Below are 15,868 nucleotides of genomic sequence, written 5' to 3' on the forward strand. Positions count from 1 at the left end.
CGAGGCGTCCTACCGGCGTGCGACCAAACCAGAGGGGTGAGCGATGGCATACAAGCGTGGGGACAAGTGGGTCGGCTTCTATCGCGACGTCGCCGGCAAGCAGCACACGAACGGGAACTTCCACCGCAAGCGGGATGCCGACCTGTGGGAGCAGGAGCAGAAGGCGGCCATCAGGAACGACACCTGGGTCGACCCGAGTCGGTCGAAGATGACGGTAGGCCAGTGGTCCGAGACCTGGATCGCCGGCCGGGTCCACCTCAAGCCCAAGACCCTGTCGTCCTACCGGTCACTGTTGGCCACCCGTGTCCTCCCGACCTGGAACACGGTCCCGCTCACCAGGATCAGGCACAGCGACGTCGTCGCCTGGGTGGCCGCGATGCGCGCGGAACTGTCGGCGTCCAGAACCCGGCAGGCCTATCACCTGCTGTCCTCGATGCTGGACGACGCGGTAAGGGACAACCGGCTGGCGCGGAACCCGGCCACCGGGGTCGGCCTACCCCGCCTGCCGAAGTCCGACCGCCGCTACCTCACCCACCAGCAGCTCGCCGACCTGGCCGACGGCTGCGGCCCGCACCGCCTGATGGTCCTGGTGGCCGGTTACACCGGTCTCCGGTGGGGAGAGCTGACCGGCCTGCGTGCGCGCCGCGTGGAGTCGCTCAGGGGGCGCATCGACGTCGTTGAGGCGGTCACCGAAGTTGACGGCGGGATGGTCTTCGGTACGCCGAAGACCCATCAGCACCGGTCGGTCGTGGTGCCCCGCTTCATCCGCGAGGACCTCGGCCGCCAGCTCGCCGGCAAAGCGCCGGCCGACCTGGTCTTCGCCTCCCGGGCCGGCACGCCGCTGCGGGTCCAGAACTTCCGACGCGACTGGTTCGACCGGGCGGCCCATGCCGTCGGCCTCTCGGGCCTCACCCCGCACGAGCTCCGGCACACCGCCGCATCCCTCGCCATCGCCTCCGGCGCGTCGGTGAAGGGGGTGCAGTCGATGCTGGGCCACGCCTCGGCGCAGATGACGCTGGACCGCTACGGCCACCTGTTCCCCGACGAGCTGGACGCGGTCGCCGACCGCTTGGACGCCGCTCGTGCTGACCAGGTGCTGACCGAGCCCCGACCCGACGCCCCTGTGGCCCGCATCTGGCGCGCGACTAGCCGCTGACCAGCACCTTTGTGGTGCCCCCGGCAGGATTCGAACCTGCGACACACGGTTTAGGAAACCGATGCTCTATCCCCTGAGCTACGGGGGCTCGTCGGCGCGGGGCCGACCGGGGCGTACCGGTCGAGGTTAGCGGGCGGGCCGCTGGACCCCGCCCCCGGCGCCCCGAGGTGGCTACCGTCGTCCCCGTGGTCGTCCTGCTGGTCGAGCTGGTGGTCCTGCTGGCGCTCGTCGGCCTGCTGCTCTACGCCCTGGGCGTCTGGTCCACCCGACCGGCCGTCCCGCCGGCCGCCGACCGCCGGCGGCTCACCGGCCCGCAGGCCCAGCTCGCCGACGCGGTCGCCCGTGCCCGCTGGGCGCCGGCGCACGACGAGGTCGACGGGCGGACGCGCGTGCTGCTGCGCCGCTCGTACGCGGGGGCCGACGGGCTGCCGGTCGTGCTCGAGGACCGCGTCTACACGGCCTTCGCGTCGGACGACCCGGCCTGGGAGGCGCTCTTCACCGAGGCGATGTCCGGTGCCCGGTTCCGCTGCTCGTACCTCAACGCCGAGGAGTCCGCGGGCTGACCGGCCCTGCGGGCGGCCTCCTCGACCAGCCGGACGATCGTCCGCGGCCGGTCCGACTGGGGTGCGTGCCCGGCCCACAGCAGCGGGCGGAACCGGGATCCCGGGACCAGCGGCAGGTAGCGCACCGTCTGCCCCGACGCCACCCAGTCGGCCACGCCCTGCACGAGGGTGACCGGGCAGTCGATGCGGTCCAGGCCACGCGGCACGTCGAGCAGCAGCCCCCACAGCAGGGTGCGCCAAAAGTCACGGGAGTCGGCGAAGCCCTCCCGCGCGCCGATGGCCTCCTCGGGGGACGTCGACCACGCGCGGGCCTTGAGCGGCGCGAGCAGGGTGGCGCGGCCCGGCGCCGACCGCGACAGCGGCTCGACCAGCGGTGCCGTCGTGCGCGTGACCACCCGGGCCAGGGCCATGCCGGTGCCCTGGAACGCCCGCTCACGGGGCACGTTGAGCCCCGACGGCGCGATGGCGACGACCGACCGCGCGCGGCCGCGGACGGCCAGCTCGAGCGCGACCCGGGCGCCGAGCGAGTTACCGAGCACGTGCACCGAGCCGACGCCCGCCGCGTCGAGGGTCCGCTCGACCGCGTCGGTGATGGCGGCGACCGTGGGCCGCCGCTCCAGCACCGGGGACCGCCCCACGCCCGGCAGGTCGACGTTGAGGACGTCGAAGCGCTCGGCGAGCAGGTCGGCGACGGCGGTGAAGTCGCGCCGTGAGCTGCCCATGCCGTGCAGCAGCAGGAGCGGTTCACCCGAGCCGGTGCGGGTCGTCGAGAGCGAGACGGTCACCGCTTTGCCATACCCGGCGCGCGAGCCGGGCTGACGGTGACTCTGATCACGCCGGGCCGCGACCCGCGCCGACCGGCGTGCCGCCGGGGGAGCCCACCCGGGACAGCGCCGTCGACAGCGCGATGGCCACCACGATGCCGATGACCGGGGGGATCCCGATGCCGAGCTCGCCGCTGAGCCAGGCGAGGAACGCGGCCACCGCGTAGGCGAGGAGGTTCGGCCACCGCACCGGGGGCGGGGCGGTGCCGGCGGGGATGCCGCGCCGCCGCCAGCGAGCGAGGAAGTCGCCGATGATGACGCCGCCCAGCGGGGGGATGAACGTGCCGAGCAGCCCCAGGTACTCGACCAGGTGGTTCTGCACGCCGGTGAGCGCGAGCACGGTGCCGATCACCGCACCGCCGATCACGAACGGGCCCTTGCTGGGACGGTCGAACAGCTCGGCGCCGGCCACCCCGAAGGCGTAGGCGGTGTCGGCGTTGCTCTTCCAGAGGTTGCCGAACAGCAGCACCAGACCCCAGCCGACCAGCCCGAGCTGGTAGAGCACGAGGACGAAGTCGCCCTCGCCGAAGGTCAGCGCCCCGATCGCGCCGAAGAACACCATGAGCCCGTTGCCGACGAGGAAGCCGATCACGCAGGCCCAGACCGCGTGCGAGCCGCGCCGCGCGAACCGGGTCCAGTTGGGCGCCTGGGTGCCGGCGGACACGAACGTGCCGACGACGGTGGTGACCGCCACGGCGACGGCCATCGACGCCGTCGGGCGGACACCGGTCAGCCCGTCCAGGCCACCGACCTCCTGCAGTGACCGGCCGACCACCCAGAACGCCAGGACGAGGATCAACGGGGTGGAGACCAGCGACACCCAGTACATGCCGCGGTAGCCCCAGTAGGCCGTGGCGCACATGAGCACGCTGGTCACGACCATGACCGCCGCCCGGGCGCCGTAGGAGCGCCAGCCCAGCGCCTCGGCGGTCAGGTCGCCGATGGTGCCGACAACGACGCCGTACCAGCCGATCTGCGTGCCGCCCAGCAGGATCGAGGCCAGCTTCGCGCCCCGGGTGCCCAGCGTGTAGCGGGCCATGACCACGGTGGTGAGCCCGGTCCGCGCGCCGACCCAGCCCATCACGGCCACGTAGACGCCGAGGATCAGGGAGCCGGCGAGGATGACGAGCACCAGGTCGTCGAAGGCGAACGCCGGCCCCAGCGTCGCGCCGGCCAGCATCGTCGGGGTGAAGACGGTGAAGCCGAGAAGGACCACGGCGATCGAGAAGAACGACTTCCGCGCGTGCGCCGGGACCGGCGTGACCGGGTAGTCCGGGTCGACGACCTCCGCGTCGGGGACCGGGGGAGCCGGGTGCCCGGGCGCGGTCACGACTCCTCCCCGATGTCCTCGAGCCACAGCTCCGGCCGCTCGGCCAGCATCCGCTCCATGAGCGCGAGGCAGTCCGGGTCGTCCAGCACGTCGACCTGCACGCCGCGCGAGCGGAGCAGCTCCTCGGAGACCTGGAAGCTGCGGTTCTCCCCGACGACGATGCGCGGGATGTCGTAGAGCAGCGCCGTCCCCGCGCACATGAGGCAGGGCGAGAGGGTCGTGTAGAGGACGCTGCGGCGGTAGACCGACGCCGGCAGCCGGCCGGCCCGCTCGATGCAGTCGGTCTCCCCGTGCCGGATCGCGCTGGCCATCTGGACGCGGCGGTTCCGCCCGACGGCCAGCACCCGGTCGCCGTCCACCAGCGCCGCCCCGATCGGGACGCCGCCCTCCTCCCAGCCGATGCGTGCCTGCTCGACGGCCAGACCGAGGAGGAACCGGTCGCGCTCCTGCAGGGTCAGCTCGGACGGGACGCTGGGCAGCGGCGGTGTGGTCACGGCTCCTCCTGGGGCGGGACGGCGGCGGTGCGATTCTGCAGGTCGGCCGGGTCGGCGCAGCACCGGCGTCGGGCCGCGGTGAGGACGGCGGCAGGATGGTGGGCATGGGTCAGGTCGTCGCCACCGCAGAACGGGTCGTCACGGCGCCGGTGGACCGGGTGCGGTCCGCTCTCGTCGACTACGAGGGGACGCGCCGACGGGTGCTCCCCGAGCAGTTCAGCGACTACCGGGTCGAGGCCGGTGGTCACGGCGCGGGCACCCGCGTCGCCTGGCGGTTCGCCGCCACCTCCAAGCGGGTGCGCGACCAGCTGGTCGAGGTCAGCCAGCCCGACCCCGACACCCTGGTCGAGAGCGACACCCGCTCGTCGATGGTGACCACATGGACGCTGCACCCGGTCGACGCCGGGCTGACCACCGTCCGCGTGCGCACCACCTGGGACGGCGCCGGCGGCATCGGCGGCTTCTTCGAGCGCACCTTCGCGCCCAAGGGGCTGCGCCGCGTGTACGAGGACCTGCTGGGCCGGCTGGACCGCGAGGTCACCGCCCCCTGAGCCTCCGGCGCGGGTGGACGACGAGGGGGACCATGGCGGCGTGACCGCCGTCCCCACCGCCGTCGACCCGGCCGCTGCAGACCCCGGCACCCTCGACGCCCTCGCCGGCCTCGTGGGGGACGGGAATACCGTCGTGCTCTCCGGTGCCGGGCTGTCCACCGACTCCGGCATCCCCGACTACCGCGGGGCGACCGGGTCGCTGCGCCGGCACACGCCGATGACCTACCAGACCTTCCTGCGCGACCCGCGCGGCCGGCACCGCTACTGGGCGCGCAGCTTCGTGGGCTGGCCGCAGATCCGCGAGGCGCGGCCCAACGCCGGGCACGCCGCGGTCGCCGACCTGCAGCGGGCCGGCCTGGTGGGCGGCGTCATCACCCAGAACGTCGACGGGCTGCACCAGGCCGCCGGCGCGCGGGACGTCCTCGAGCTGCACGGCGGGCTGGACCGCACCGTCTGCCTGGCCTGCGGGGACGTCGCCGACCGCGGCCAGCTGCACGAGCGGCTGCGGGCGGTCAACCCGCACTTCGGGCCGCACGTCGACGAGGTCAACCCCGACGGCGACGCCGAGCTGCCCGACGAGCTGCTCGACGGGTTCGTCATGGTCGACTGCGCGGCCTGCGGGCGCGGCCCGCTCAAGCCCGACGTCGTCTTCTTCGGCGAGACGGTGCCGCGGGACCGCGTGGACACCTGCTTCGCGATGGTCGAGCAGGCCGGTTCCCTGCTGGTGCTGGGTTCCTCGCTGACAGTCATGAGCGGCTACCGGTTCGTGCTGCGCGCGGAGAAGCTCGGCATCCCCGTCGGGCTGGTCAACCTCGGCCCGACCCGCGGCGACGCGAAGGTCGACGTCCGGGTGGACGCCCCGCTGGGGACGGTGCTGCCCGACCTCGTCCGCCGCGTCGCTGCGTGACCCGGGAGAGCAAGGACCACCCTGCCCCCCAGCGCTCGCGAGCTCGCGCCGGGCCCCTGCAGGGAGGCCGCCCGGTGGGCAGCGAGGACGGCCGCTGGCTGGTCGTCGACGGCCGGCGCTGGCGGGCGGCCGACCCGGCGCTGCCCGACGACGTCCGCGCCCGGCTGCTGCACCACCTCGGCGTCGCGCGCTCGGCGGTCCGCTCGGCCGGTCGAGCCGGGGACGGCGCCGCGCTGGCCGCCGCCCGCGCCAGGGTGCAGCTGGCCAAGACCGGGCTGGGGGAGCGCGGCACCGCGTGGTGGGACCAGGACGACGCCGCGCGCCGCGCCCGCTGGGAGGCTGCGCTCACGGCTCTGGATGGAGGACCCGCCGACCTCCCACCACGGCCCCGTCCAGGGCGCCGCCCTGAGCCGGATCGGCCCCGTCCCGGGCCCCGGCCTGAGCTTGCGAAGGCGGGGGAGGACGGGGTCCTTCTCGGGGAGGACGGGGTCCTTCTCGGGGAGGACGGGGTCCTCCCACCTGCAGGGAGGCCACGCGGCGGTTGACCGCGCATCGGCCCGGGAAGGAGCAGGCGCGATGCAGACCTTCCTGCCGGTGGCCGACTTCGAGGAGAGCGCCCGCCTCCTGGACTCGCCCCGCCTGGGCAAGCAGCGGGTGGAGACCCTCCAGGTGCTGCGGGCCCTCGAGCTGCCGGACTACGGCTGGACCTCGCACCCCGTGGTCCGCATGTGGCGCGGCCGCACTCCGGCGCTGGTGGCCTACGGACTGGCGATGGTCCGCGTGTGGCGGGAGCGCGGCTTCGCCGACACCACGCACACCCTGATCGCAGAGTTCGCCCCCGACGTGGTCGGCGTCCCGCAGGAGGAGCTGGCCCGCGCCGGGATGCTGCCCTCCTGGATCGGCGACGAGGCTGTCCACCTGTCGCACCGGTCGAACCTGCTGGCCAAGGAGCCGGACTTCTACCGCCCGCTGCTCCGGCCGCTCTTCGGCGCCGAGCCCGAAGACCTGCCCTACGTCTGGCCCGAGCCCGACGACCTCCCCCCGCCGCCGCCGCCGGAGGGGACGCGGGTGTGGGTGGTGCGTCCCCGCGCGCACAACGAGCTGGGCGCGTGCCTGGCCGCCGGTCTGGTCGGGCTGGGCACCCAGTCCGGCATCGACGTCGACGCCACCGGACTGGCCCCGGCCGAGCTGCGCGCGCTGGCCAAGGAGATCTCCGGACGTCGCCCGGCCAAGGACCTGCGCCAGCTCTCGACCTTCCTCGACGAGGTCCGCCCCGGCGACCCGGTCGCGCTGCCGATCGAGCACGGCGCCGGGCTGCTGCTCGGGGAGGTGCTCGGGGACTACCTGTTCGACGGTCGCGAGCTGCTGCCGCACCGCCGTCCCGCGCGCTGGGACCGCGTCGTGCCGCGCGCCGCCGCCCGCCCGCCGGCCACGCTCCAGGACCCGCGCGCGCTGTTCTCGGTCGTCATCGACCCCGACGTCCTGCCACCGGCGGTGGCCGGCACCACCTACCGCGAACCGGCGCTGCCGCTGGCCTGAGGAAGGCCCCCTCTGCCCCCCACCACGCGCGAGCTCGCGGCGGGATCCTGCAGAGGGTCCACCCGCCGGCCGGTCGCGGCGACCAGCGTCCACGCGGCGGCGTGCAGCCGGCGCAACTCCAGCCACGGCGCGAGCTCGGCGTCGGTCGGGGCGTCCGGCAGCGCGTCCAGCGCCGCTCGGCCGTCCAGTCGCGAGGTGTTGCGCAGGCAGGCGAGGTCCCAGGCGCGCGGACCGGCGCAGGTGTCCTCCAGGTCGGTCCACCGCCAGCCGTCGGGAGTGGCCAGCAGGTTGCCCGGGTGGGCGTCGCCGTGCAGCGGCTGCACCTCGCCACCCAGTCGCGGACGGAGCTCCGCCAGCCGGTCCCGGAGGCCTTCCAGCTGCGCCGGGGGAGCGCCCCACGCCCGGCCGAGGGACGCGAACCGGGCGAGGTCGTCCAGCGGGGTGTCCAGCGGAGCGCCGTCCACCGGCAGCGCGGCCAGGTACCCGTGCAGCTGGGGGAGCGCCGCGGCCACGTCGGCGGGGGACGGCGCCACCGGCAGGACCTCGACGTAGCGCCACAAGGAGAGCTCGAGACCCGCGTACCGGTGCGGCCCGGGCGGCAGCACGTCGCTGGGCGGGACGACCGGCGCGCCCGCCGCGGCGAGGGCCCCGGCGACGGCGACCTCGCGGGCGAACGAGCGCAGCGGCGTCGGTCGCAACAGCGGGGTCAGCGTCGCCACCCGCGCCACGACCGGCGCCGGCGCCAGGTGGACGACGACGTTGACGCCGTCCTGCAGCACCCGCGCCTCGTCGGCGCGGACCCCGTGGGCCGCCGCGACCGCCCGGGCGGCGAGCAGCGCCCGCGCCGCCCGGCTCGCCTGCAGGTGGAAGGACCCCGTCCTCCTCACCCCTCGCAGGCTCGGGACGGGGCCGCGGCCCGCAGGGTGTCGTCGATCACGCGCCGGGTCGCCGCACGTTCTGCAGCCGGACCTGGCCACGGGCGACGAGCTTGCCGTCGTCGGCCCGGGTCAGCAGCACCTGCCAGAGCTGCTGGGTGCGGCCCTGCTGCACCGGCTCGGCGACGACGTCGAGCCGGCCCTCGGTCATGGAGCGGATGAAGTCGGTGTTGTTGTTGACGCCGACGGCGAACTGCCCGGCGTCGGCCACCGCGACGCTGGCCCCGATGCTGGCCGCCGACTCGATGACGGCGCAGTAGAGCCCACCGTGGACGACGCCCCAGGGGGTGTGCTGCTCCGGCCCGACCTGGACCGTCCCGGTCACGCGCGTGGCACCGACCTCGCCGACCTGGAACCCGGTGGCGGCGACGAACCGGCTGGCGGAGTCCAGGTCGACCGCGGGCAGGTCGGCACTCACGCGGCGTCCCAGACCAGGCAGAAGGGGTGGCCGACCGGGTCGGCGTAGACGCGGAAGTCGCCCCCGCCACCGGGGAGCTTCCGGGCGCCCAGCGCGAGCGCCTTCGGCTCGGCCTCCCCGATGTCGGCCACCCGGACGTCGAGGTGGAACTGCTGGGGTCGCTCCCGGTCCGGCCAGTCCGGCGGCCGCAGGTCCGGCGCCTGCTGGAACGCCAGCCGGTACCCCTGGCCGGTGACGACGACCCAGTCGTCGCCCGGGGAGCCCTTGCTGACCTCCATCCCCAGCAGGTCGGCGTAGAAGGTCGCGAGGGCGTACGCGTCCGGCGCGTCGATGACGACGGAGTGCAGCTGGCCGATCATGGGCCCATCCTGCGGGGCGGGGGAGTGCCGGACCAGCGGGGATCCGGCCGCTCGCCGCGACGATCCGGCCACCGGGGCAGGATCGTCCCCGTGGACTCCTCGACCGCCCCCCGGCTCGGAACGCTGACCTGGACCCCCGCCGCCGGACGCCCCGAGCTGCTCGCCGCTCCGGTGGCCGCGGCGCTGGGCGCGCTGACCGCGCCCGCCTGGGTCGCCGAGATCGACGCCGACCTGGCCGACACCGCCGCCTTCGCCGAGGCCTACGGCGTACCGCTGGAGGTCTCGGCGAACTGCGTGGTCGTCGCCGCGCGCCGCGCCGGGCAGACCGAGCTGGCCGCCTGCCTGGTCCCGGCGACCACCCGCGCCGACGTCAACGGCCTGGTGCGCCGCCACCTCGGTGCCCGCAAGGTCTCCTTCGCGCCGCAGGACGTCGCCGTCGCCGAGAGCGGCATGGAGTACGGGGGCATCACCCCGCTGGGGCTGCCGCCGTCCTGGCCGGTGCTGGTCGACCCGGACGTCGCGGCCGCCGACCTCGTCGTGGTCGGCTCGGGCACCCGGGGCAGCAAGCTGGCGGTGCCCGGGGCCGCACTGGCCGCGCTGCCCGCCGCGGAGGTCCTCGAGGGGCTGGGCCGGCCGGTGGCCGAGCCGCCGCGCGCCGCTCCGGCGGCCCCCGCCGAGCGGGCTCCCGACGACCGGGACGTCGGCTGGGGCGAGCGCCCCGAGGAGTTGCCGGCCGCCGACCGGCGCTACCTCGAGGACCGCCCGCCGCACTGGGGCAGCGACTGAGTAAGGACCCTCCTGCCCCCACCACTCACAGGGAGCACGACGACGAAGTGGACGACCGCCGCGGTCAGCACGAAGGTGACCAGCCGGCTGACGGACGCGCCTCACGTGGACACCCGTCCGTCGACCCTGAACGTGCTGCCGAGCTCCCCGCGGTCACCGGCGAGGCCGACCCGCGGCGTCAGAGCGACTCGGCGAACTGGCCGACGACGGCGGTGGACGCCGCACCGATGACGACGGCGGCGGCGGGCTCGACGACGTCGCCGCGCAGCAGGAAGTCCTCGGACCCCTGAGCACGGGCGTCACCCACCCACACGCGGCGTGGCCGGTGCAGCACCCGGAGAGGCGCGTGGCGGCAGGCTCAGCGTCAGCGTCGCGGTGGTGGCCGCGGCGGCGAGCCGGGCTGCGGTGGCGTCGTCGACGGCGAGCAGCAGCAGGCCGTCGTCGTCCGGCCCCGGGGTGGCCAGGACGGGTGCCCCGGCGGCGACGACCTCGGCCTGCGCCGCGCCCGGCGCAGTGGCCAGGACGTCGACCCGGTCGCCGGGCTGCACGAGCGCGCTGACCGCGAGGTCGGCGGGGCGCACCGGCGCGGCGACCTGCCCGGCGGCGAGCTGGTCGGTGAGGGCGGCCCCGGCCAGGCCGGCGTCGGTCAGCGGCTCGCCGGACCGGACACCGCCGGTCAGCGCCCGGCCCACGACGTCGGCCGGGTCCGCGACCGTCCCCGTGGGGCGCAGGGCCGGGGGATAGGCGGCGACGGCGAGGTCCTCCGCGGTGAGGACGGCGCCCGGTGCCAGGTCGGCCGCGGCGACGACGACCGGGACGAGCGCCGGCGCGCGGGCCGGCGCCGGGGCCGGGCGCAGGGCCAGGACGAGCGCGGCCGCGACGAGCATCGCGGCGAGGACCTGCCGGGCGGTGTGCAGGGGCCGGCGCGGGCGGCGGAGACGGACCATGGGTCCACGCTGGCCGCCTGCGGCCGACGGCGGGGCGTAGGACGCCGAGCTGTGGAGGGGGCGCCCGCCTGTGGACCGGAGGTCAGCCGGCGGCTGCGCTGCTGCTGGAGGTGCTGGAGCCGCTGGACGAGGAGGAGCCCGAGGACGACGTCGAACTCGATGACGACGAGTTGCCCGCGGCGGCGGGCGCGGCGTCCTTCGTGCCGTTGGACGACGAGCCGGACTCGCTCGACGATGCCTTGGAGCGGCTGTCGGTGCGGTAGAAGCCCGAGCCCTTGAAGACCACGCCGACCGAGCCGTAGACCTTGCGCACCGGGCTGCCGCACTCGGGGCACTCGCTCACCGGGGCGTCGGTGAAGCTCTGCACCACCTCGAACTGGTGCTTGCCGTCGGGGTTGGTGCAGGCGTACTGGTACGTGGGCACGGTGCGGGTACTCCTCGTCGGACGGGCCGGGCTGGCACTCTCGCCCAGCGACTGCCAATGATGCGCGCCGCGGACGCGTCCGTCCACGTGCGGCCGACGACACGCAGCGCCGATCGGGCCCGGCGGCGGTGGGCAGGGCCCGGGCTGCACCGTTCCGATCACGTCGGTCACGGGTCTGCCGGCGGTCGGGCCGATGCGATCCTCCGGCCGGGCGGCTCACCGGGAAGCGGGGGAGGATCCGAGGCCCCGGCCTCGAGGAGGAGAGCGCCACCGTGACCGAGCCCCGCCCGCCGTTCCCGCCGTTCGACCGCGCCAGCGCGCTGGCCAAGGTGCAGGCCGCCGAGGACGCCTGGAACACCCGCGACCCGCACCGGGTGAGCCTGGCGTACACCGAGGACTCGGTCTGGCGGAACCGCGACGAGTTCCTGGCCGGCCGGGCGGAGATCGTCGCCTTCCTGACCCGCAAGTGGGAGCGCGAGCTCGACTACGTGCTGCGCAAGAGCCTGTGGGGGTACACCGACGACCGCATCGCCGTCCGCTTCCAGTACGAGTGGCACGACGCCGGGGGCCAGTGGTTCCGCAGCTACGGCAACGAGCTGTGGGAGTTCGACGAGCGCGGCCTCATGCGCCGTCGTGAGGCCAGCATCAACGACGTCCCCATCGCCGAGACCGATCGTCGGTGGCACGGTCCCCGCGGGGACGACGAGCGCGGTCCGGAGCAGGAGATCCCGCTCCGGTGACCCGGGCAGGTGGGTGTCCGCGCTGGTGAACGGCTTGTGTCACACCGTGTGAGCGCCCGTCTAGGTCAGGGTGGAGCCGCTCGATCGGAGTCGTGACCCCACCGGTCGCGACCGGGAGCCGTCTCAGCCGGGAGGTGCCGGTGGACCTCCCGTCGCGCTCCGCACCCCACCGGACATGCTCGTCGGCATCGACCCCACCCGGCCGCGCCGCGACCACACGACCGACCTGCCCGTGGGCAGCACGCTGGTGCTCTACACCGACGGGCTCATCGAGCGCCGCAGCACCGGCCAGGACATCGACGAGGGCACCACCGCGCTGGGCCGGACGCTCACCGGCCTGCAGCACCTGCCGGCCGACGCCATCCTGGACCGCGTGCTGGACCCGGTCCGTTACGACCGCGAGGACGACATCGCCGCCCTCGCCATCCGCGTCGTGGGGTAGCTCCGGCGGGCCGGAGCCGGCTCGCTCACCACTACGGTTCCGGACGTGGCGCAGCGGTGGCTCGACGAGGAGCAGCAGCGGATCTGGCGGACGTGGCTGAGCGTCTCCGAGCTGCTCCCTCGGGTGCTGGACGCCCAGCTCCAGCGCGACGCCGGCCTCAGCCACGCCGCCTACGTCGTCCTCGCCATGCTGTCCGAGGCGCCTGGCCGCAGCCGGCGGATGAGCGACCTCGCGCGTCGGGCCAACCAGTCGCAGAGCCGGCTGTCCCACACCGTCGCCCGCCTGGAGGAACGCGGCTGGGTGCGCCGCGAGCCCTCGCCCGAGGACGGCCGGGGCAACGTCGCCGTGCTGACCGACGCCGGCTGGGAGGTCGTCCGGTCGGTCGCGCCCGGCCACGTCGAGGCCGTCCGATCGGCGCTGTTCGACCCGCTCACCGACGAGCAGACCCGCGACCTCGGGAACGCGCTGCAGGCGGTGCTCGACCGCCTCGACCCCGACCACAGCCTGCGCCTGCGGGAGGGCGCGGACGCCGGCTGACCGCCGCGGGAGCCGGCCGGGGTGCTCGCCGGCCGACGGGAAGCCACGAACGGCGCCGGGCGTCGGGCCGGGGGTGCCCGAGCCGCTGCCGGTGTCCGTCCTCGAGCTGGCCACCGTCGGCCGACGTCCTGGCTCACCGTCGTGGGTCCTGGCTCGGCACCGGTGGTGAGCCAGGACCGGCGACGACCAGCTCAGCTGGTCGTCGCCGGGACCTCAGCGGCCCAGGTGGCGGTACCGGTGCAGCCGGGTGCGGAAGCGCTCGCCGTCGTCCCGGCCGAGCAGGCCGGCCAGCTCCTCGCCGAGGACCCGCCCCAGCCGCCGGCAGAAGTCGACCGGCTCGTCGGCGGCGTCCGGCCGCTCGGGGACGACGCGGTCGACGATCCCGGCCCGCCACAGGTCGGTCGCCCGCACGCCCTGGTGCGCGGCCATCTCGCCGGCCCGGTCGACGGTGCGGTGCACGATCGCCGAGGCGCCCTCCGGCGGCAGCGGACCCAGCCAGCCGTTGGCCGCCGTCAGGACCCGGTCGGCCGGCGCGAGCGCCAGCGCCCCGCCGCCGGTGCCCTGCCCCAGCAGCACCGCCAGCGTCGGCGCCCGCAGCATCACCAGGTCCTGCAGGCAGCGGGCGATCTCCGCGGCCAGGCCGCCCTCCTCGGCCTCCTTGGACAGCGCCGCGCCGGGGGTGTCGATCAGGGTGACCAGCGGCAGCCGCAGCTCGGCGGCCAGCCGCATCCCGCGCCGGGCCTCCCGCAGCGCCGCCGGCCCGAGCGGCGCCGACAGCGACTGCCCGCGGCGGTCCTGACCCAGGACGACGCACGGCGCACCGCCGAAGCGCGCCAAGGCCAGCAGCAGCCCGGGGTCCTTCTCACCGGCGCCGGTGCCGGACAGGCCCACGACGTCGGTGGCCGCCGTCCGCAGCAGCCGCCGCACACCGGGCCGGTCCTCGCGGCGGGAGGCGGTGACCACCGCCCAGGCGCTGCGCCCGTCCTCGGGGTCGTCGGCATCGGTGCCGTCCTCGGCGGTGGGCCGCTCGGCGTCGGCGACGTCCCGGTGCCAGGTCTGCCGGGCGGCCAGCACGCGAAGCGCCCGGTCGGCGACCTCGGCGATCTCCTCGTACGGGACGACGGCGTCGATGAGCCCGTGTTCGGCGAGGTGCTCGGCGGTCTGCACGCCCTCGGGGAACGGCTCGCCGTAGAGCGCCTGGTAGACCCGCGGGCCGAGGAAGCCGATCGACGCGCCGGGCTCGGCGATGGTCACGTGCCCGAGCGACCCCCACGAGGCCAGGACGCCGCCGAACGTGGGGTGCCGCAGGTAGACCAGGTAGGGCAGCCCGGCCTCCTTGTGCCGGGCGATGGCCGCGGTGATGCCGATCATCTGCAGGAAGGCGACGGTGCCCTCCTGCATCCGGGTGCCGCCGGAGACCGGGGCGGCCAGCAGCGGCAGCCCCTCCTCGGTGGCCCGCTCGACCGCGGTGATGAGCCGGTCCGCGGCGGCCACGCCGATCGACCCGGCGAGGAACCCGAACTCCCCGGCGATCACGGCGACCCGCCGGCCGCGGAGCAGCCCCTCCCCGGTGGTGATCGACTCGTCCTGCCGGGTCAGCTCCGCGGCCCGGGCCAGCTCGGCGGCGTAGGACTCCGGCACGTCGCCGACGGGGACGGGGGAGTCCCAGCTCTTCCAGGAGCCGGGGTCGAGGACCAGGTCGCGCAGCCCCCGGGCGTCGAGCGAGCGGGTCACTGCGCCAGCCAGGCCCGGATCGCCTCGTCGGAGGACCCCAGCACCGGCGGCGCGGCGTGCTCGCGGCGGGTCGTCTCGGTCTCGCCGTCGGGACCCGGGGCGAAGAAGCGCAGCGGCGGGCCGGGCAGCTGCAGCCGGCCGAGCGTGGCGTGCTCGACGTCGATCAGCAGGCCCTGCGACAGCGTCTGGTCCCAGGTGTAGACCTCGTCGAGCGTGCGCACCTTGCCGGCCGGGATGCCGGCGTCGGCCAGCCGGGCCAGCAGCTCCTCGGGGGAGTGGTCGGCGAACGCGCGCTCCAGCAGCTCGATCACCTGGGCCCGGTTGGCCACCCGCTCGCTGTTGGTGGCCAGCCCCGGCGCCTCCGCGTCGAGGCCGAACTCGGTGCACAGCCGCCGCCACAGCCCCTCCGACCCGCAGGAGAGCTGCACGCTGCCGTCCCTGCAGTGGAACAACCCGTACGGCGCGATCGAGGGGTGGTGGTTGCCCTGCGCGCGGCCGACCTCGCCGGCCACCGTCCACCGGGTGCCCTGGAAGGCGTGCACGCCGACGATGGCCGCCAGCAGGGAGGTGCGCACGACCTGGCCGCGGCCGGTCCGCTGCCGCTCGATCAGCGCGGCCAGCACCCCGTAGGCGCCGTACATGCCGGCCAGCAGGTCGCCGATCGGGACGCCGACCCGCTGCGGGTCGTCCGGGCCGGCCCCGGTCAGGGACATCAGCCCGCCCTCGCCCTGGGCGATCTGGTCGTAGCCGGCCCGCCCACCCTCGGGGCCGTCGTGGCCGAAGCCGCTGATCGAGAGGGTGACCAGCCGCGGGTTGAGCTGCTCGAGCACCTCGGTGCCGAAGCCCAGCCGGGCCAGCGTGCCGGGCCGGAAGTTCTCCAGCAGCACGTCGGCCCGGCGGACGAGCTCGCGCAGCAGCTCCTTGTCGCCGTCGTCCTTGAGGTCGAGGGTGACCGACTCCTTGTTGCGGTTGGTCGACAGGAAGTAGGTCGACTCCCGGTCGGCTCCTTCGGGCTGGAGGAACGGCGGCCCCCAGCCGCGGGTGTCGTCCCCGCTGCCGGGGTTCTCCACCTTGATGACGCGGGCGCCGAGGTCGCCGAGCATCATCCCGGCGTGCGGCCCGGCGAGGGCGCGGGTCAGGTCGACGACGAGGACGCCGTCCAGCGGTCCGGGCACGGGGGCC

The 15,868-nt window shown here is 75.4% G+C and carries 21 protein-coding genes and 1 tRNA gene; 10 read left to right on the forward strand and 12 right to left on the reverse strand.

Annotated features, from left to right (window positions below; translation table 11 throughout):
- The first annotated feature begins 43 nt into the window (after positions 1-43).
- Complete coding sequence (locus GOBS_RS04260; protein WP_012947065.1) at positions 44-1,156, forward strand: site-specific integrase; 1,113 nt, start codon at positions 44-46, stop codon at positions 1,154-1,156.
- Between the two features lie 12 nt (positions 1,157-1,168).
- On the opposite strand, the gene GOBS_RS04265 is transcribed toward GOBS_RS04260, so the two are convergent.
- Positions 1,169-1,244: transfer RNA gene (locus tag GOBS_RS04265), tRNA-Arg, on the reverse strand.
- 97 nt (positions 1,245-1,341) lie between these two features.
- Between GOBS_RS04265 and GOBS_RS04270 the strand changes: the two genes are divergently transcribed.
- On the forward strand, positions 1,342-1,719 hold the full coding sequence (locus tag GOBS_RS04270; protein WP_041241332.1) for a hypothetical protein: 378 nt from the start codon (positions 1,342-1,344) through the stop codon (positions 1,717-1,719).
- On the opposite strand, the gene GOBS_RS04275 is transcribed toward GOBS_RS04270, so the two are convergent.
- From GOBS_RS04275 to GOBS_RS04285, 3 genes are read right to left on the reverse strand one after another with little or no spacing between them, the layout of a single operon-like run.
- Positions 1,608-2,504 carry an alpha/beta fold hydrolase gene (locus GOBS_RS04275; protein ID WP_012947066.1) on the reverse strand — a complete coding sequence of 299 codons (897 nt, stop codon included), beginning with the start codon at positions 2,502-2,504 and terminating at the stop codon, positions 1,608-1,610. The two genes, GOBS_RS04270 and GOBS_RS04275, sit on opposite strands and share 112 nt — an antisense overlap.
- 46 nt (positions 2,505-2,550) lie before the next feature.
- On the reverse strand, positions 2,551-3,873 hold the full coding sequence (gene codB / locus GOBS_RS04280) for a cytosine permease (protein WP_012947067.1): 1,323 nt from the start codon (positions 3,871-3,873) through the stop codon (positions 2,551-2,553).
- Positions 3,870-4,367, reverse strand: a complete 498-nt coding sequence (locus GOBS_RS04285; protein WP_012947068.1) for a nucleoside deaminase — start codon at positions 4,365-4,367, stop codon at positions 3,870-3,872. Before GOBS_RS04285 ends, codB begins: the two co-directional genes overlap by 4 nt.
- Positions 4,368-4,471: 104 nt before the next feature.
- Here GOBS_RS04285 and GOBS_RS04290 point away from each other — a divergent pair, with 104 nt between their 5' ends.
- The 4 genes from GOBS_RS04290 to GOBS_RS04305 all read left to right on the forward strand — a co-directional run bounded on the left by GOBS_RS04290 (position 4,472) and on the right by GOBS_RS04305 (position 7,364).
- Positions 4,472-4,918: an SRPBCC family protein gene (locus GOBS_RS04290; protein ID WP_041241856.1), complete on the forward strand. Its 447-nt coding sequence runs from the start codon at positions 4,472-4,474 to the stop codon at positions 4,916-4,918.
- 40 nt (positions 4,919-4,958) lie between these two features.
- Positions 4,959-5,825, forward strand: coding sequence for an NAD-dependent protein deacetylase (locus tag GOBS_RS04295; protein ID WP_049788528.1), 867 nt, complete (start codon positions 4,959-4,961; stop codon positions 5,823-5,825).
- Positions 5,826-5,899: 74 nt separating this feature from the next.
- On the forward strand, positions 5,900-6,370 hold the full coding sequence (locus tag GOBS_RS27975) for a hypothetical protein (RefSeq protein WP_012947071.1): 471 nt from the start codon (positions 5,900-5,902) through the stop codon (positions 6,368-6,370).
- Positions 6,371-6,401: 31 nt separating this feature from the next.
- Complete coding sequence (locus GOBS_RS04305) at positions 6,402-7,364, forward strand: MSMEG_6728 family protein (RefSeq protein ID WP_012947072.1); 963 nt, start codon at positions 6,402-6,404, stop codon at positions 7,362-7,364.
- Here GOBS_RS04305 and GOBS_RS04310 read toward each other — a convergent pair.
- From GOBS_RS04310 to GOBS_RS04320, 3 genes are read right to left on the reverse strand one after another with little or no spacing between them, the layout of a single operon-like run.
- Positions 7,334-8,251: a phosphotransferase family protein gene (locus GOBS_RS04310; protein WP_012947073.1), complete on the reverse strand. Its 918-nt coding sequence runs from the start codon at positions 8,249-8,251 to the stop codon at positions 7,334-7,336. The genes GOBS_RS04305 and GOBS_RS04310 overlap by 31 nt on opposite strands.
- A gap of 46 nt (positions 8,252-8,297) precedes the next feature.
- The gene (locus tag GOBS_RS04315; protein ID WP_012947074.1) at positions 8,298-8,717 is read right to left on the reverse strand and encodes a PaaI family thioesterase; all 420 of its coding nucleotides are present in this window, start codon (positions 8,715-8,717) and stop codon (positions 8,298-8,300) included.
- Complete coding sequence (locus tag GOBS_RS04320; RefSeq protein WP_012947075.1) at positions 8,714-9,076, reverse strand: VOC family protein; 363 nt, start codon at positions 9,074-9,076, stop codon at positions 8,714-8,716. The genes GOBS_RS04315 and GOBS_RS04320 overlap by 4 nt, the downstream gene beginning before the upstream one ends.
- Before the next feature lie 90 nt (positions 9,077-9,166).
- Between GOBS_RS04320 and GOBS_RS04325 the strand changes: the two genes are divergently transcribed.
- A complete protein-coding gene (locus tag GOBS_RS04325) occupies positions 9,167-9,862 on the forward strand; it encodes a YbaK/EbsC family protein (protein ID WP_012947076.1) in 696 nt (231 codons plus the stop codon).
- A 178-nt stretch (positions 9,863-10,040) separates the two neighbouring features.
- Here GOBS_RS04325 and GOBS_RS28500 read toward each other — a convergent pair whose 3' ends face one another.
- From GOBS_RS28500 to GOBS_RS04340, 3 genes are all read right to left on the reverse strand, one after another.
- On the reverse strand, positions 10,041-10,169 hold the full coding sequence (locus GOBS_RS28500) for an MscL family protein (RefSeq protein ID WP_243697641.1): 129 nt from the start codon (positions 10,167-10,169) through the stop codon (positions 10,041-10,043).
- Entirely contained in the window at positions 10,162-10,809 is a 648-nt protein-coding gene (cpaB, locus tag GOBS_RS04335; protein WP_012947078.1) for a Flp pilus assembly protein CpaB, read from the reverse strand. Before cpaB ends, GOBS_RS28500 begins: the two co-directional genes overlap by 8 nt.
- A gap of 82 nt (positions 10,810-10,891) precedes the next feature.
- On the reverse strand, positions 10,892-11,233 hold the full coding sequence (locus GOBS_RS04340) for an FmdB family zinc ribbon protein (protein WP_012947079.1): 342 nt from the start codon (positions 11,231-11,233) through the stop codon (positions 10,892-10,894).
- Positions 11,234-11,505: 272 nt separating this feature from the next.
- On the opposite strand from GOBS_RS04340, the gene GOBS_RS04345 reads away from it, so the two are divergent.
- From GOBS_RS04345 to GOBS_RS04355, 3 genes are all read left to right on the forward strand, one after another.
- The gene (locus GOBS_RS04345; protein WP_012947080.1) at positions 11,506-11,973 is read left to right on the forward strand and encodes a nuclear transport factor 2 family protein; all 468 of its coding nucleotides are present in this window, start codon (positions 11,506-11,508) and stop codon (positions 11,971-11,973) included.
- A 70-nt stretch (positions 11,974-12,043) separates the two neighbouring features.
- Positions 12,044-12,415, forward strand: coding sequence for a PP2C family protein-serine/threonine phosphatase (locus GOBS_RS04350; RefSeq protein WP_279432638.1), 372 nt, complete (start codon positions 12,044-12,046; stop codon positions 12,413-12,415).
- 45 nt (positions 12,416-12,460) lie between these two features.
- Positions 12,461-12,952, forward strand: coding sequence for a MarR family winged helix-turn-helix transcriptional regulator (locus GOBS_RS04355; RefSeq protein WP_012947081.1), 492 nt, complete (start codon positions 12,461-12,463; stop codon positions 12,950-12,952).
- Positions 12,953-13,165: 213 nt separating this feature from the next.
- On the opposite strand, the gene GOBS_RS04360 is transcribed toward GOBS_RS04355, so the two are convergent.
- The gene (locus GOBS_RS04360; protein WP_012947082.1) at positions 13,166-14,686 is read right to left on the reverse strand and encodes a carboxyl transferase domain-containing protein; all 1,521 of its coding nucleotides are present in this window, start codon (positions 14,684-14,686) and stop codon (positions 13,166-13,168) included.
- A complete protein-coding gene (locus tag GOBS_RS04365) occupies positions 14,683-15,861 on the reverse strand; it encodes a CaiB/BaiF CoA transferase family protein (protein WP_012947083.1) in 1,179 nt (392 codons plus the stop codon). The genes GOBS_RS04360 and GOBS_RS04365 overlap by 4 nt, the downstream gene beginning before the upstream one ends.
- Positions 15,862-15,868 lie beyond the last annotated feature (7 nt).

This window comes from Geodermatophilus obscurus DSM 43160, assembly GCF_000025345.1.
Lineage (GTDB): Bacteria > Actinomycetota > Actinomycetes > Mycobacteriales > Geodermatophilaceae > Geodermatophilus > Geodermatophilus obscurus.

Coding starts and splice junctions, on each gene's coding strand:
- GOBS_RS04260 (WP_012947065.1), top strand. CDS start 44: ATGGCATACAAGCGTGGGGACAAGTGGGTCGGCTTCTATCGCGACGTC.
- GOBS_RS04290 (WP_041241856.1), top strand. CDS start 4,472: ATGGGTCAGGTCGTCGCCACCGCAGAACGGGTCGTCACGGCGCCGGTG.
- GOBS_RS04305 (WP_012947072.1), top strand. CDS start 6,402: ATGCAGACCTTCCTGCCGGTGGCCGACTTCGAGGAGAGCGCCCGCCTC.
- GOBS_RS04320 (WP_012947075.1), bottom strand. CDS start 9,076: ATGATCGGCCAGCTGCACTCCGTCGTCATCGACGCGCCGGACGCGTAC.
- cpaB (WP_012947078.1), bottom strand. CDS start 10,809: ATGGTCCGTCTCCGCCGCCCGCGCCGGCCCCTGCACACCGCCCGGCAG.